This window comes from Desulfonatronum sp. SC1 (assembly GCF_003046795.1).
GTDB lineage: Bacteria > Desulfobacterota > Desulfovibrionia > Desulfovibrionales > Desulfonatronaceae > Desulfonatronum.
This window is the reverse complement of sequence record NZ_PZKN01000032.1, coordinates 1-14,854: the sequence shown is the minus strand read 5'-3', so window position 1 is coordinate 14,854 and position 14,854 is coordinate 1. Positions and strand designations below refer to the sequence as shown.

The following is a 14,854-nucleotide window of genomic DNA, read 5'->3' as shown; positions in this document are numbered from 1 at the left end:
ATGTCCAGCCTGCATCGACCATTGCCCGACTCAAGGCCGCTTCGGATTCACCCCGGAACAACGACCGTGGTGGTGGGCACGGGCCGGTCCGGTCTGGCCGCGGCCGCCTTGTTGGACCATCTGGGCGGCGCGGTTCGATTGGTGGATTCCGGGACGGTGAGTCAAGAGGTCCGTGACCTGGCTGAAAAGCGGGGCTGGGACGTGCGGGAGGGCGAACATTGCACGGAGCAGTTCGAGCGCGCCGCTCTGGTGGTTCTCAGTCCGGGCGTGAACCGACGCAAACTGGCCCCCTGGCTGACTGGCCTCAGGGCGGCTCAGGTGATCGCGGAACTTGAACTGGCCTTAGGATTCGTGGACGCGCCGATTACCGCGGTGACCGGAACCAGCGGCAAAACCACGACCGCCACCCTGATCGGCCGCTTTCTGGAGGCCGCGGGCCGCCGGGTGTTCGTGGGCGGAAACATCGGGACACCGTTGTCCCGGTATGTTTTGGAACGCATGCTGGCAGCGGAAGCCGGTTCATCCTCGAATTTCAAGCAAGCCGACAACCTTGTTTTGGAAGTGAGCAGTTTTCAGCTCCTGAACACGAGTTCGCTGCGTCCCAATGTCGGCGTGCTGCTCAACGTCAGTCCGAACCATCTGGATTATCACCAGGACATGGAAGAGTATCTTCAGGCCAAGCTTTCATTGTTCGCCCAGCAGGAACCGGAGGATACGGCCGTATTCGCCGAGGAGATGCGGGAACTGGTCCGGACGCGTTGCGTGACCCGTGCCCGGACCGTGTATTTTGGTACCCAATCCGATTTGATCTGTCCGGCGTTGCCCGGACGGCACAACCGGGCCAACATCGCCGCCGCGTTTCAGGCCTGCCTGCCCTTCGGACTGACCCACGCCGCGGCCCAGACGGTCTTGGACGGATTCATCGGCCTGCCCCATCGGCTGCAAATCGTGGCCGAACGGGACGGCGTGGTTTTCGTGGACGACTCCAAGGGCACCACGGTCCAGGCCTTGCGGGCCGCCTTGGAGGCCTTCGATCGCCCGGTGCTGCTACTGGCCGGGGGAGTTTTCAAAGGCGGCGATCTGGCTGGCCTCAATCCCCTCGTGCGAAGCAAGACCAAAGCAGTGGGGCTGTTCGGGGCCAGTCGGGAAATTTTTGAAGCGGCATGGGCCGATGCCGGAACATCGCTGTTCTGGGAGCCGACCCTGGAACTGGCTATGGATCGGCTCTGGCACCAAGCCCAACCTGGCGACGTGATGCTGCTCTCGCCGGCCACGGCCAGCTTCGATCTTTTCCGGGACTACAAGCATCGCGGCATGACCTTTCAGGGGCACCTACAGACTCTCGGGGAGCGGGGCCATGAGTAGACTTGCCGCTGTGTCAGCCCGCGGGTCCGGAGCAGGGCGCGGCGAAGGAGTTGATTTCTGGTTGCTGTCCGTGGCTCTGCTGCTTTCCGGTTTGGGCCTGGTAATGGTGCTCAGCTCCACCGGAATCATGGCCGAGCGCTTTTACGCGGACAAATACTATTTTTTCAAGCGGCACCTGGTCTTTCTGATCATCGGGCTGGGCGTGATGAGCGCGGCCGCGGCTCTTCCCCGGCTGTTGTATCTTCGGTTCGCCTATGCTTGGCTGGCCCTGGCCGGAGGTCTGTTGCTCCTGACCCTGGTTTCGCCCTTGGGAGTGCAGGCCGGAGGGGCGACACGTTGGCTTTCCGTAGGTCCCATCATGGTCCAGCCCCTGGAAATCTCCAAAGTGGCCTTGGTCCTTTATCTGGCCTCGTTTTTTAGCCGCAAGCAGGAAATGATCCGCACCTTCGGAGTGGGCTTTCTGCCTCCGGTGTGCATCACCGGAGCGCTGTGCGTCTTACTCCTGGCCCAGCCGGATTTCGGGGGAGCGGCCTCGTTGATGCTGATCCTCTTTTGTATGAGTTTCGTGGGGGGGACCCGGTTGGTCTATTTGGGGGCGACTTCGTTCATGGCCTTGATGGGCGGTATTTTTCTGGTGATGAGTTCGCCCTACCGCTTCCGACGCTGGTTCGCGTTCTTAGATCCGTTCCAGGACGCCCAGGACGTGGGCTATCAACTAGTTCAATCCCTGTACGCCCTGGGCGGTGGAGGGTGGCTTGGTGAAGGATTGGGCGCCGGGAAGCAGAAACTGTTCTTTCTGCCCGCGGCGCATACGGACTTTATTCTGGCCGTGATTGGCGAGGAGTTGGGCTTTGTCGGCGTCTCCGTGATTTTCGTTCTGGTGGGCGTGTTGCTCTGGCGAGGACTCCGGATCGCCAAATTGCAGGACGGCTTGCAGGAGCGGTTCGTCGCCTTCGGGATGCTGCTGATTCTGGCTCTGGGAGCCATGCTGAACATAGCCGTGGTGCTGGGCGTGGTCCCCCCTAAAGGCGTGCCCATGCCATTTCTGAGCTACGGAGGTTCCAGCCTGGTCATCTCCCTCTTCTGCGTGGGCGTGTTGCTGAATCTCTCTCGAAGCGCCACCCCGTTGGGAAGCGGACGAAACGGAGCAATGGCATGAACCGGGTGATCCTGACCACCGGGGGAACCGGAGGCCATATTTTCCCAGCCCTGGCCGTGGCCGAAGAGCTGCGCGAGCGGCATCCCGGCATCCGATTGCTCTTCGTGGGCAGCGGGCGCGGGCCGGAAAGAAGATGGGCGGCAAGCGCAGGTCTGGACTTTCAGGCCCTTCCGGTTTCCGGCGTACTGGGGCGGGGTTGGCGGGCTCTGGGCATATTGTGGTGGTTGCCGCTCAGCGTGTCGCGGGCCATGGCCATAGTTCATGGGTTCAAGCCCGACGTGGTACTGGGTTTGGGCGGCTACGCCGGTTTTCCCCTGGTTCTGGCGGCCTGGATGTTACGCGTGCCTACGGCGATTCACGAGCAGAACCGTCTGCCTGGAATGACCAACAGGCTCCTGGGCAGACTGGTCCATCGGGTGCTGCTTTCCTTGCCGGACGATCATCACCAGTTCGACGCCAAAAAGGTGGTGGTCACCGGGAATCCGTTGCGCAAGGCGGTTCGCCTGCTACGCTCCGCCCAGCCCGAAGGGGACAGCCCGCGACGCAACGTGTTGATCCTTGGTGGAAGCCAGGGAGCCAAAGCCCTGAATCAGGCCGTGCTGGATTCCATTGACGGGTTTCGCGAAGAGCGGATTTCCCTGTGGCACCAGACTGGACAGGCGGATTGGGAGAGGGTTTCCGGGAAGTATGCCCGGACCGGCTGGGACCAGGTCCGCGTGGAGCCGTTCATCGAAGACGTGGCCGAGGCCTATGCCTGGGCGGACCTGGTGATATGCCGGGCCGGCGCGACCACGCTTGCAGAATTGACGGTCATGGGGAAGCCCAGCGTCCTGGTCCCCTTCCCCTATGCCACCCATGACCACCAGATGCTCAATGCCCGGAAGTTGGAGCAGGCTGGGGCGGCCATGGTGTTGGTGGAAAGCTATTTGGCCCAGGTCCAATTATGGACCGTGATCAAGGATTTGTTGGATATTCCGGGCAAATTACGGGACATGCGCAAGGCAGCCTGGGAATTGGGGCGACCGGAAGCCGGGGCTGACGTGGTTCGAGAACTTGAAGGATTGGTGCAACGCGGATGAAGTCGAAAGTCACGTCCATCCATATGGTCGGTTTGGGCGGTTCCGGCATGAGTGGAATCGCGGAAGTGCTGCTCAACTTGGGCTACAGCGTCTCCGGTTCGGACGTGGCACCTGGCCCAGTGCTGGATCATCTGCGGACCCTCGGCGCAATCACGTATGTCGGGCATTGCAGAGGGCGTTTGGAGCAGGCCCAGGTGCTGGTCAAGTCCACGGCGGTGCGGGACGACAACCCGGAGGTTCAGGAAGCCCGTGACCTGGGAATTCCGATCATCCCCAGGGCGGAAATGCTGGCCGAACTGATGCGCCTACGGACCGGGATTGCCGTGGCCGGAACCCACGGCAAGACCACGACCACTTCGATCCTGGCGACCATTTTCAAGGAAGCAGAACTGGACCCGACGGTGATCATCGGCGGACGGCTACGCAGCTATGGCAGCAACGCCCTGCTCGGCCAGGGAGAATATCTGATCGCCGAGGCGGACGAATCCGACGGCTCCTTTTTGTGCCTGTTTCCGATCATCAGCGTGGTGACCAACATCGACGCGGATCATCTGGATTTTTATCCTGACTTGGCGAGCATCAAGGAAGCCTTTATCCAGTTCATGAACAAGGCGCCGTTCTATGGCCTGAACGTGGTCTGCGGCGACGATCCAGGAGTCCAGGCCGTTTTGCCCCAGGTTCGTCGTCCCGTGGTGACATATGGGTTTGGGGCGGACAACGACGTGCGCGGCGAACTGCTGGAAGGTCGTCCGGGCAATCCTTTCCGGATCACTTGGCTTGGAGAATACTGGGCCGAAGTGAACTTGGCTCAGCCGGGTCGCCATAATGTTTTGAACGCCTTGGGCGCGGTCGGCGTGGCCATTGAAATCGGCATACCCAAGGAAGCCGTGCTGCGCGGTCTGACCAACTTTGGCGGCGTGGGCCGGCGCTTCGAGATCAAGGGCGAACGCGGCGGCGTGACCGTGGTGGACGACTATGGGCATCACCCCAAGGAAATTGTCGCGACATTGCACACCGCGCGGGAGTTTTTCCCTGGGAGGCGGCTGGTGGTGTTGTTCCAGCCTCACCGCTTTTCCCGGACCAAGGCGTTGTTCGGTGATTTTTGTCGGGCTTTCGACCAAGCCGACCGGCTGTTGTTGCTGGAAATATATCCTGCCTCCGAAGCGCCCTTGCCGGGCATCAGCGGAAGCAGCCTGGCTCAGGGCGTGCGGCAAGTCAGCCAGACCCCGGTGGCCTTTTTTCCGGACATGCTCGCGGCTAGCGGGGCTCTGCCGGACATCCTGCGACCGGGCGACGTGCTGTTGACTTTGGGAGCCGGCAATGTATGGCAAGCCGGACAAGCGTTCCTGGAGGCCGCGTGAGGATGATCCCGTGAAGGTGGTTAGAGGCCCGCTTCTAGCGGACCGGACGACTTTGAAACTCGGCGGCAAGGCCATTGCCGAGATCGTGGTCCGTGAAACGCCGGACCTGGACGATCTAGCTGGCGTGTTGGTCGAGCAAACGGCCAAGCACGGCGGACGGCCACTGGTCTTGGGGGAAGGGAGCAACATCCTCGCCGCGGAACGGGATATGGATTTGGTGCTGGTCCGGCTGGAAGGCGGCGGCGATCCCGAGATCATGGAACGGGGTGACGATGGAAACCGTATTTCAAGGACGGATCGAGAAGCTGTCCGGATTCGCGTCCCAGGGGCCTTGCGGCTTCCAAAGCTATTAGGTTGGTGCACGGCTCGCGGCCTGAGCGGTTTAGAGCCCTGGGCCGGAATTCCCGGCTCCGTGGGCGGAGCTGTGGCCATGAACGCCGGTTCGTATGGGCTGGAGGTGGCCCAGGTTCTGGAGCGAGTTTTGATCTGGACTCCGGACCGGGGGGGGCGGTGGCTTGATGCCGCTGCTCTCCAATTCGGATACCGGCGGTTCGACTCGGGGCTTGGCGATGTCGTCCAGTTGGTGCTGGCGGCGGAGTTGCGGGTTGAGCGATGCGAACCGGACGAGGTGCGATCGAGGATGCGCGACTGGTATGGCCGCAAGAAGCAGAGCCAGCCGATTTCCATGGCCTCGGCCGGCTGCGTTTTCAAGAACCCCGCTCCAGAGAACCCGGCGGGCAGGCTTCTGGAACAAGTGGGGCTTCGAGGTTTTCGACGAGGCGACATGGGCTTTTCGGAACGGCATGCGAATTTTTTGATCAACTTCGGCGGCGGCTCGGCTGACGACGCCTTTGCCCTGTTGGATCTGGCCCGGGAAAGGGTCGCGTTTCGTTTCGGCCTGGAACTGGAAACCGAGGTCAAGGTGCTGGAATGAGCGTGGCCACGGTGAGACTCCGACCCGGCGGCTGGTTCAGCCCAGGGGTGCGCAAAAGCAACAAATGGACGGGCGGAAAAAACGCTGCGTCCGTGCCGAAGCGGACGGCAAAACCATCGGCAAAGCCATCGACAAAGCCGACCCGGAACAAGGTCGCCAGGAAGCCGTTGCGTATCAGTGCCCTGTTGGCAGCGCTGGTTCTGTTTTTTTTGCGGTTTTTCGGCTGGACCTTGGGGTTGCTGCTGGTGGCGACGCTTCTGGGAAGCATCAGCCTCGGGCTTGTCTACGGTTACCGGGCGTTGACCACGTCCACCCATTTCGCCGTTTCAAACGTGGAGATCGTCGGCAACAGGCAGCTCAGCACCCCGGAGGTGCTGAATCTGAGCGGCGTGGCCGTGGGCATGAACATCCTGGAAGTCAGCCTGGGCGAGGTCAGCCGCAAACTGCAACACAACCCTTGGATCGAGAGCGCCACGGTCCGGCGGGTACTCCCGGACGGCGTGGCCATCGACATCGTGGAGCGCGAGCCGTTTTTTTGGGTTCAGCAGGGCGGATCACTGTATTACGCGGATCGCAACGGAGGCCCCATCGCCGCGCTGGAATTGGGCCGCTTCGTGTCCTTGCCGGTCCTGATCCTGGAGGACGGCGTGGAGCCGAACTGGCGATTGATGGAAGAGTGGGTGCGGGCCATGGAGCGTTTGGAATTCCCGTTCGGGTTTTCGGAAGTCGCTTGGCTGAAAGTGGAAGACGCGAACATTCTGCGCATCCACCTGGAAGATCGAGGCATGGTGGTCCACTTAGATCTGAGCGACTGGCGCGGCCATCGCGCCATCATGAATCAGGTTTGGGAAGATCTGCGCTCGCGTGGAGAGCTAAACAATATTGAACGGTTGACCGTCATGTCGGGCAAGGCCTGGGTCCAGTCGAAACAGTCCTGACAGTGAAATCGAGGAGCGGAAAATGGCGAAAAAATCATCATCCAAATCCGATCTGATCGTCGGGCTGGACATCGGAACCACCAAAATCTGCACCGTGGTGGGAGAGGCCACGCCAAACGGCGTAGACGTGGTGGGAATCGGCACGGCCCCGTCCTCGGGACTGCGCAAGGGCGTGGTGGTGAATATCGAGCAGACCGTGCAGTGCATCAAAAAGGCCCTGGAAGAGGCGGAACTGATGGCCGGCTGCGAAATCCGCTCCGTGTACTCCGGCATTGCCGGCAGCCACATCAAGGGTTTCAACAGCCACGGCGTAATCGCGGTCAAAGGCGGAGAGGTGACGCCCAAGGACGTGGAGCGGGTCATCGACGCGGCCAAAGCCGTGGCCATCCCCCTGGATCGCGAGGTGATCCATATCCTGCCCCAGGAGTTCATCGTCGACGAGCAAAACGGCATCGCCGATCCTATCGGGATGGCTGGTGTGCGGCTGGAGGTCAAGGTGCATATCGTGACCGGAGCCGTGAGTAGCGCCCAGAACATCATCCGCTCCTGCCATCGGGCCGGGCTGGACGTGGCGGACATCGTCCTGCAGTCCCTGGCCTCCACTGAGGCCGTGTTGACTCCGGAGGAGCGCGAAATCGGCGTTGCCCTGGTGGATATCGGCGGCGGGACCACGGACGTGGCGATCTTTTCCAACAACTCCATCAAGTACACTTCGGTCCTGGCTCTTGGCGGCAGCAACCTGACCAACGACATCGCCTTCGGCCTGCGTACGCCGATGATGGCCGCGGAAAAGATCAAGATCAAGTACGGCTGCGCTCTGACGGATATCGTCCAGAAGGACGAAATCATCGACGTTCCCAGTGTGGGCGGTCGGGAAGCGCGGCGGGTATCCCGGAGGGTGCTGGCGGAAATTTGCGAACCGCGGATGGAGGAGATCCTGGCCCTGGTGGAACAGGACCTGAATCAGTCCGGATGCAAGAATCTGATCGGGGCCGGAATCGTTCTCACCGGCGGATCAGCCTTGCTGGACGGGATGGCCGAACTAGGCGAGCAAATTTTCAACCTGCCCACCCGCATCGGCTATCCACGGGAAGTGGGCGGGCTGAAGGACGTGGTGATGAACCCGATGTATTCCACCGCCGTTGGGCTGCTGATGTACGGAGCGCGCAAGGAAGGGCTGGATCAGCGGTTCCGGATTCGGGACACCCACATTTTTAACCGCATCCTGAATCGGATGCGCAAGTGGTTTTCGGATGTTTCCTGAGCGGAACGCGGGGTGAGAAAATTTGAGATTTGAAATTCACCGGGAGTGCGCGATGGTGCGTCGCCGGAATGCTGAGCGACGGAGATGAGCGAGAGAGGCGACAACGGAGCGGACGGAAAAATCACCGAAGGATACGGAACAACATTTTTGACCATCAGGTAAGCGAACAGGGAGGAGAAGCGTATGCAGTTCATGGAACTTGAAAACGACGTCAACGCAATGATCAAGGTCGTCGGGGTCGGCGGCGGGGGCAGCAACGCCGTGAACAACATGATTTGTTCTTCTTTGAAGGGCGTCACGTTCATCGCGGCCAACACGGACTTACAGGCCTTGAACAGATCTCGGGCCGAGTTCAAGATTCAATTGGGCGAGAAGCTGACCAAGGGGCTGGGGGCCGGGGCGAATCCGGACATCGGTCGCGAGGCGGCTCTGGAAAGCGTGGACGAAATTCGAAAGATACTGGAGCCGGCGGACATGGTCTTCGTCACCGCGGGCATGGGCGGCGGCACCGGCACCGGAGCGGCACCGGTCATCGCCCAGGTGGCCCGGGAAATGGGAGCGTTGACCGTGGCCGTAGTGTCCAAACCGTTCTATTTCGAAGGCAAGAAACGGTTGCTTCAGGCCGAGAAAGGGGCCGCCGCCCTGGCCGACGCCGTGGACACGATCATCACCATTCCCAACGACCGGCTACTCTCTCTGGCCGCCCAGAAGGCAGCCTTCCTGGATATGCTCAAGAAGGCCGACGAGGTCCTGTTCTACGCGGTCAAGGGCATTTCTGACCTGATCATGGTCCCCGGGTTGATCAACCTGGACTTCGCCGACGTCAAGGCGGTGATGTCCGAGATGGGGCTGGCCATGATGGGCACGGGCATCGCCAAGGGCGAAGGTCGGGCTCGAGAAGCCGCGCTGAAGGCCATCAATAGCCCGCTCCTGGAGGACGTGAGCATCGATGGAGCCAAGGGTGTGCTGCTGAACATCACCTGCGCCCCGGACATGACCATCGATGAAGTCAGCGAGGCAGCCAGTATCATCCACGAGGCGGCCCACGACGACGCCAAGATTTTCTTCGGCACCGTGTTTGACGAGGACGCCGGCGATGAGATGCGGATCACTGTGATCGCCACGGGTATCGGCACGAATGCGGCCACTGCCGGACGGGGCGAGGAATCGTCCCGTGTGATCGATCTGGGCGGGGTGCGCAACAACACGGGCAACTCCGGCAATATCGTCCGGCGTCCGCACATTCCTTCCAGCAATGAGGATCGCAGCATCCCGGCCTATCTTCGCAAGGGGGCTCGTAGCGAACACGGACAACTCAACCAGGGCCACTCCCAAAGCAAGGTGCAAACTCCGATGCAAGCGCCGAACCGGATGCTCCGCGTGGCCTCCGGCGGAGGGGGAGAGGATTTCGTTTTTGACGAGGAGGAGTTCGAGATTCCGTCCTTCCTGCGCAAGCAGGCGGATTGATTCAGGCCTCGGAGTTTCGAAGCCTGACCTCGGCAATCAAGTGGACCATGGCTGGCGCGTTGCCGGTGCACGTGCCGCTACAACAACGCCGGAGTAACGGGTGAAGCGCGGTCGCCGTCTCCCTGGCTCACGGGCCACCCCAGAGCAGGAATGGGGCGGTCGCCTGCCCATCGCCTTGGTCTTTCCCCAGAAGCCCGCACTGGCCTATTCCAGCCTTGGATGGCAGGCGGTGCTGGAGCTGCTGAGGTCTCGTCCGACGTTGGCCGTGGAGCCGGTGTTCTGGGATCCGGACCGGCACGAGTTGGTCCGGCCCTTTGGTAAACGTGGACTGGACGCCTTTGGCGTCGTGGCCTTCAGCCTGACCTACGAGTTCGATTACCTCCATCTGTTCCGTATCCTGACGGCGTCCGGGATCGCCCCCGACGCCGTGCGACGCCCCTCCTGGCCACTGGTCATGGCCGGAGGGGCGCTCGCGTTTATGAACCCTGCCCCCATCGCCCCCAGCGTGGATCTGTTCTGGGTGGGGGAGGCCGAGGCCGGGCTAGCCGGTTGTTTGGAGGTCTTGGCTGAAGCGTATGTCCGAAACGGTTCCCGTGACGACGCTCTGGACTTGGTCAGGGCTATCCCCGGGGTCTACGTTCCCAGAAAAAGCACGTTACCCGTGCATCGAGCCGTGCATCTGCATTCCTCACACCTGGGTGGACTGGAAGCCCCGGTCAGCTCCTGCTTCATTACCCCGGACGCCGTGTTCCGGGACACCCTGCTGCTGGAGGTCAACCGGGGCTGCCCACACGGTTGTCGATTCTGCGCCGCGGGATACGTGTATCGTCCGCCCAGACTGGCTTCCCTGGACGACCTCCAGGAAATCGTGCTGCGCAAACGGCCGCGTAAAGTGGGTCTGGTGGGCACGGCCCTGACGGACTGGCCGGATCTGGGCCGTTTTCTCGCTTGGCTTGGCGAGCGGAAGGTGGACGTTTCCCTGTCCTCCTTGCGGGCCGAAGGGCTGACCGAAGAGTTGCTGGATACGCTCCGCGGACTGGGCACACGAACGATCACCCTGGCCCTGGAGGGGGCCAGCCGGACGTTGCGGGACTCGATGAACAAGCATGTTCGCGAAGAGGCCTTTCTGCGGACCGTGGAACGCCTCTCCCGCAAAGGATTCAATCATCTGAAAATTTATTTGCTGCTAGGCTGGCCTGGAGAAATCGACGCGGACTGGGAGGAATTCGGCCTGTTTTTGCGGGAAGTGGACCGGGCCCGAATCAGTGGCGGCGGTCAAGGCAAAACCAACCTGAAGCTAATCACCCTGGGGCTGGGCTGTCTGGTGCCCAAACCCTGGACGCCCTTGCAATGGGCGGCCATGGCCGATGAACAGGCCTTCAAGGATCGAATTTCCCAAATCCGTAAGGCGACCAAAAGCATGGCCGGGGTTCAGGTCCGCTCTGACGCGCCGGGGTTGGCAAGGATTCAAGGACTGTTGGCCCGAGGAGATGAGCGGGTTCACGAGTTGATCCGGCTTGCCGCAGGCCTGAAAGGTCGGGAAATGGAAGTGTGGACCGCGGCCTTGGCGCAGTGGCCAGGCGATCCGGCCTGGTATCTGGACCGGGAACGGTCGAGGGACGAGATTTTTCCCTGGGAAGTGATCGATCCGGGGCTGGACCGGGAATATCTGTGGCGAGAATGGGAAAAGGCCGGGACGCGACGCACCTCCCCGCCCTGCCCCATGGATTTCGCCCCGGACGGACTTCAGGCAGGGTGCCTGAAGTGCCGCCGGTGCGGACTGCAAAAATGGCTTCAGACCTGAAGCCGAACTACACGCTTCAGGAAAACCCCTTCCCCGGAGCGCATCCGGAGCTCGGGGCAAAACTGTTGGACGAGGCTTCAGATGAGCGTCCGGACGTCGATGCGCGGCAGACGGACAGGATCTTCTCAGCCCGGCCCTTGCCGCATTTCGGGCAGAGCTTGGTATCCTGGTCCGAAAGCCGGGCCAAATCCTCGAAGACATGGTTGCATTGGGGGCAGGCATATTCGAAAATTGGCATGGCGTACTCCTTGTGATTGTGACTGATGCTGCGCCGCGGAGGTGGTGCGCCTCGTTCCAGTTTGTATACTCGGCGGGATCGGATGTTTCAACTAATACCAATTCCAACGATAATGCGTTACTCGCTGTAACTACTCAGCACAGAGTAATGCAGTTATCGGGCTCGGAATCTGAATCGGGATCAATGATGTTTGAAAGCGCATAGCCTGACGACTCCGATACCGATTCCGATACCGACGCCGATAGAGAATCAGCTGAAACAGAAATGGAATAACGCCCAGAGGATGATCCAGCGTTGACGAGGTCTTGGCATGCGTCTTTGTGTCATTAATTGTGCACTGCAAAATGAATTGCAATCACTGGGGAACACGGTTCTGGGGCTGCATCCTAAGCCTGGGATTCACGATCTGCCTCGCCTGCTGGAAGAGCATAGCTTTCAGCCGGACGTGGTGATTCAACAGGAAAGCCTTGGTCCGCGGGTACTTCTGAAGGACCTGGAGAAGGTTTCCGGGCTCAAGGTCTTCTGGTCCATCGACACCCATTTGAACGCCTTCTGGCAGATGGAGTACGTCCGTCTGTTCGACTTGGTCTGCTCCACGCAGCGGAACTGGAGCGATGCCCTGCAAAAACTGACCAACGTCCCGGCATTCTGGCTGCCTTGGTTCGGACGTCGCCTGCCTTGGAAAGGATGGGACCGGAGGCCTCGGACGGTTTGCTTCGTGGGCCGGGTGACAGAACATCGCCCTTCCCGAAAACGGTTCGTCAATTTTTTACGTCGCGAGTTCCAAATGGAACTGGTAGAGGACGTCTCTTTTCAGCAAATGCTGGATGTCTACCGGGAAACACGATTGGCGCCCAACGAGGCAATTTTCGGGGAAATCAATTTCCGATTGTTCGAGGCCGCGTCCTGCGGTTGCCTCGTACTCAACCCTTCCGGGATTCCAGGCTTGGGAGAGACCTTTCTTCCGGACAGGGAGATCGGTGTATTCAGTCACGCCCTCGAACTCAAGTCCAAGATCAACCACTACTCTCGCAATCAACGCCTGGCCGAACAAATGGGCAAGGCGGCCTGGGCCAGGGTCCAGGAAGAGCATCTGGCGATCCATCGCGCTGAGAGACTGCTTGAGGCAGTGACGCAAGCCCTGGGCCGATCGTCGAGCCAACCGGAGCTTTCAGCACTGTCATGGACTTTGACGCTGTATCGTCTATGGCAGGCCCGCAGAGCGCCCATAGACGTCGGGGATTTGCAAAATCTGCTCCTGGCGCTTCCCGAATCTCCACGCAAGCGAGAGGCTTTGTTGGGGTTCTGGCTGGGGACTAATCGCCAGGACTTGGTTCTCCACGACCTCAGGGCGTTGCTCCAGTCCGAGCTGCCCTTCGGGAATGACCCGGCGCTCACGCGAACCGCCTCCCTGGCTGCCCTGCACATTGGCGAGGTGGCGCTGGCCAAGGCCTTCTGGCTGCGCCATCAAAAGATTTCCGGGCGAACGGCCAATGCACCGCTGACGCCCCAACAACTCTACCTGCTGTGGTCGCGGGAGATGCTACGGGAAGGACTCCGTGTGCGTCGCGGTTTTGTGTACGACCATGAGCGACAGCTGCCGGAGTCCGCCTTGGAGTGTCTGATTTTGGGCCACCGAATCGATCCTCATGATATGGATATCTGCAAGGGCATGGACGCTCTCCTGGATAAGGAGCCGGGATTTGAGCCGACTCGCCTAGCCCTGCTGTCACACCTAACCCTTTACCAACCCGATAACTGGCTGGCGGGGTTGAAACTGGGTCTGGTCAACCTTCAGGGGTTCAGGCTAGAAGAGGGCTTGGAAGAGCTGCTTTTGGCCGCATTGAAGGCCGAACAGCACGATGAAACGCGAAAATTTAACAACGCCCTGGCCGCGGCCGACCCGGATGACTCGATCCGCACGGTTCTGGGTATTCAGCCCGGTGCATAGCGATTAATCCATAACTTTGTCCCATGCTTGAACTGCTGCGCATCCGCAACCTCGCCCTGATCGACGATCTGGAACTGGAATTCGGCCCCGGCCTGAACGTGATCACCGGAGAAACCGGGGCCGGGAAGTCGTTCATTCTCCGCGCCCTGGATTTTCTTCTGGGAGAAAAACTGGCCGTGAATCTCGTGCGTCCGGGCCATGACAAGGCCCGGGTGGAGGCGGTCTTCGTGGGCGGAGAGAACGGCTCCTCCTCCGAAACGGTAATCCGTCGCGAACTGTCAGCGCAGTCTGGCCGCTCTCGGGTCTGGGTCAACGATGAACTGGCTTCTCAGGACAGTTTGAAGCGGCTGCGTTCCAGGTTGATCCTGCACGCTAGCCAGCATTCCCAGCAGCAACTCCGTCTGCCGTCCTTCCATGCCCGTCTCCTGGACCGGTTCTTGGAACAGCCGGAACTAGTCCGGGAAAAGGATCGCCGTTTGACCAAGTTGTCCGCCCTGGTGGATCGCCAATGTGAGTTGGAAGAGCGATTGCGGGACTTACGGGAACGCAAGGATCTTCTGGAATACCAACGCTCGGAGATTGCCAAAGTCAACCCAAAGCCCGGCGAGGAAGAGGAACTGGAGGTGCGCAAGCAAGTCCTGCGCGACCTGGCGCAGGCTCAGCAACACGTCGATTCAGCCATAGAACTGCTTTGCACACCAGATACTGGCCTGCACGACGCCCTGGGCAAATTGCGCAAGGCCGTACTGAATCTGGAGAGCACGGTTTCCCCGCGAATTGCGGAGACGGTCTCAGAGGTTGCGGAGGTGGAGGCGAGCGAAACGGCTCCAAAGCCGGTTTCCGACGCCGAAGCGCTGCTCCAGTTCGGCGAGCATCTTCACGATCTGGAACGCCGCCTGCGCGGCTTGGCCAGGACCCAGACCGCCCAGGGAGAACTGGAGTCCATCGAGGCCAGGCTTTGGGAACTTTCCCAACTTAAACGCAAAATGAAACGTCCGCTGGAGGAAATCGTCCGACTCAAGGAGGAAGTGGACGCCAACCTGTCCTATCTGGAAGCTTCGGGATTGGACCTTAAGCAACTGGAGCGGGACATCGAGCAGGCGCGAAGCGATCTGGCCGAAACCCTGGCCGCGCTGGACGAGGATCGACGACGTACCGCCACGGACGTCGGAGGACGCTTGGGGCGGGACTTGAGGGAACTAGGCTTTTCCGAACATCTGAATATCGAGTTCACATTCGCCCCCCTGGAAATCTTTCCCGGTCTGACCGAACACCGCCCCCGCCTGCTCTGGGC

At 60.8% G+C, this 14,854-nt stretch carries 12 protein-coding genes; 11 read left to right on the top strand and 1 reads right to left on the bottom strand.

The genetic code is table 11. The annotated features are described in order from the left end of the window. The 9 genes from murD to C6366_RS15165 all read left to right on the top strand — a co-directional run bounded on the left by murD (position 1) and on the right by C6366_RS15165 (position 11,371). A complete protein-coding gene (gene murD, locus C6366_RS15205) occupies positions 1-1,365 on the top strand; it encodes a UDP-N-acetylmuramoyl-L-alanine--D-glutamate ligase (protein ID WP_107739420.1) in 1,365 nt (454 codons plus the stop codon). Continuing rightward, positions 1,358-2,524 carry a putative lipid II flippase FtsW gene (gene ftsW / locus C6366_RS15200; protein ID WP_107739418.1) on the top strand — a complete coding sequence of 389 codons (1,167 nt, stop codon included), beginning with the start codon at positions 1,358-1,360 and terminating at the stop codon, positions 2,522-2,524. The genes murD and ftsW overlap by 8 nt, the downstream gene beginning before the upstream one ends. Further along, positions 2,521-3,603 carry an undecaprenyldiphospho-muramoylpentapeptide beta-N-acetylglucosaminyltransferase gene (murG, locus tag C6366_RS15195; RefSeq protein WP_107739416.1) on the top strand — a complete coding sequence of 361 codons (1,083 nt, stop codon included), beginning with the start codon at positions 2,521-2,523 and terminating at the stop codon, positions 3,601-3,603. Before ftsW ends, murG begins: the two co-directional genes overlap by 4 nt. Then, positions 3,600-4,964, top strand: coding sequence for a UDP-N-acetylmuramate--L-alanine ligase (gene murC / locus C6366_RS15190; RefSeq protein WP_107739414.1), 1,365 nt, complete (start codon positions 3,600-3,602; stop codon positions 4,962-4,964). Before murG ends, murC begins: the two co-directional genes overlap by 4 nt. Next, the gene (murB, locus tag C6366_RS15185; RefSeq protein ID WP_107739412.1) at positions 4,924-5,898 is read left to right on the top strand and encodes a UDP-N-acetylmuramate dehydrogenase; all 975 of its coding nucleotides are present in this window, start codon (positions 4,924-4,926) and stop codon (positions 5,896-5,898) included. Before murC ends, murB begins: the two co-directional genes overlap by 41 nt. Continuing rightward, positions 5,895-6,836, top strand: coding sequence for a cell division protein FtsQ/DivIB (locus C6366_RS15180; RefSeq protein ID WP_107739410.1), 942 nt, complete (start codon positions 5,895-5,897; stop codon positions 6,834-6,836). The genes murB and C6366_RS15180 overlap by 4 nt, the downstream gene beginning before the upstream one ends. A 22-nt stretch (positions 6,837-6,858) precedes the next feature. Next, positions 6,859-8,100 (top strand): cell division protein FtsA, encoded by a 1,242-nt coding sequence (gene ftsA, locus C6366_RS15175; RefSeq protein WP_107739408.1) that lies wholly within the window; start codon positions 6,859-6,861, stop codon positions 8,098-8,100. 183 nt (positions 8,101-8,283) lie between these two features. Next, a complete protein-coding gene (ftsZ, locus tag C6366_RS15170; RefSeq protein ID WP_107739405.1) occupies positions 8,284-9,567 on the top strand; it encodes a cell division protein FtsZ in 1,284 nt (427 codons plus the stop codon). 100 nt (positions 9,568-9,667) lie between these two features. Beyond that, complete coding sequence (locus tag C6366_RS15165; RefSeq protein ID WP_107739403.1) at positions 9,668-11,371, top strand: radical SAM protein; 1,704 nt, start codon at positions 9,668-9,670, stop codon at positions 11,369-11,371. Between the two features lie 16 nt (positions 11,372-11,387). Here C6366_RS15165 and C6366_RS15160 read toward each other — a convergent pair whose 3' ends face one another. After that, on the bottom strand, positions 11,388-11,609 hold the full coding sequence (locus C6366_RS15160) for a zinc ribbon domain-containing protein (RefSeq protein WP_107739401.1): 222 nt from the start codon (positions 11,607-11,609) through the stop codon (positions 11,388-11,390). Between the two features lie 310 nt (positions 11,610-11,919). Here C6366_RS15160 and C6366_RS15155 point away from each other — a divergent pair, with 310 nt between their 5' ends. Continuing rightward, positions 11,920-13,560 (top strand): glycosyltransferase, encoded by a 1,641-nt coding sequence (locus C6366_RS15155; RefSeq protein WP_107739399.1) that lies wholly within the window; start codon positions 11,920-11,922, stop codon positions 13,558-13,560. A 23-nt stretch (positions 13,561-13,583) separates the two neighbouring features. Continuing rightward, on the top strand, positions 13,584-14,854 hold a 1,271-nt coding region (locus C6366_RS15150; protein WP_107739397.1), incomplete at its 3' end, for an AAA family ATPase.

What these genes read in the sequence shown, in the direction of transcription:
- murD (WP_107739420.1), top strand. Translation starts at nt 1, where the DNA reads ATGTCCAGCCTGCATCGACCATTGCCCGACTCAAGGCCGCTTCGGATT.
- ftsW (WP_107739418.1), top strand. Translation starts at nt 1,358, where the DNA reads ATGAGTAGACTTGCCGCTGTGTCAGCCCGCGGGTCCGGAGCAGGGCGC.
- murG (WP_107739416.1), top strand. Translation starts at nt 2,521, where the DNA reads ATGAACCGGGTGATCCTGACCACCGGGGGAACCGGAGGCCATATTTTC.
- murC (WP_107739414.1), top strand. Translation starts at nt 3,600, where the DNA reads ATGAAGTCGAAAGTCACGTCCATCCATATGGTCGGTTTGGGCGGTTCC.
- murB (WP_107739412.1), top strand. Translation starts at nt 4,924, where the DNA reads ATGTATGGCAAGCCGGACAAGCGTTCCTGGAGGCCGCGTGAGGATGAT.
- C6366_RS15180 (WP_107739410.1), top strand. Translation starts at nt 5,895, where the DNA reads ATGAGCGTGGCCACGGTGAGACTCCGACCCGGCGGCTGGTTCAGCCCA.
- ftsA (WP_107739408.1), top strand. Translation starts at nt 6,859, where the DNA reads ATGGCGAAAAAATCATCATCCAAATCCGATCTGATCGTCGGGCTGGAC.
- ftsZ (WP_107739405.1), top strand. Translation starts at nt 8,284, where the DNA reads ATGCAGTTCATGGAACTTGAAAACGACGTCAACGCAATGATCAAGGTC.
- C6366_RS15160 (WP_107739401.1), bottom strand. Translation starts at nt 11,609, where the DNA reads ATGCCAATTTTCGAATATGCCTGCCCCCAATGCAACCATGTCTTCGAG.
- C6366_RS15155 (WP_107739399.1), top strand. Translation starts at nt 11,920, where the DNA reads ATGCGTCTTTGTGTCATTAATTGTGCACTGCAAAATGAATTGCAATCA.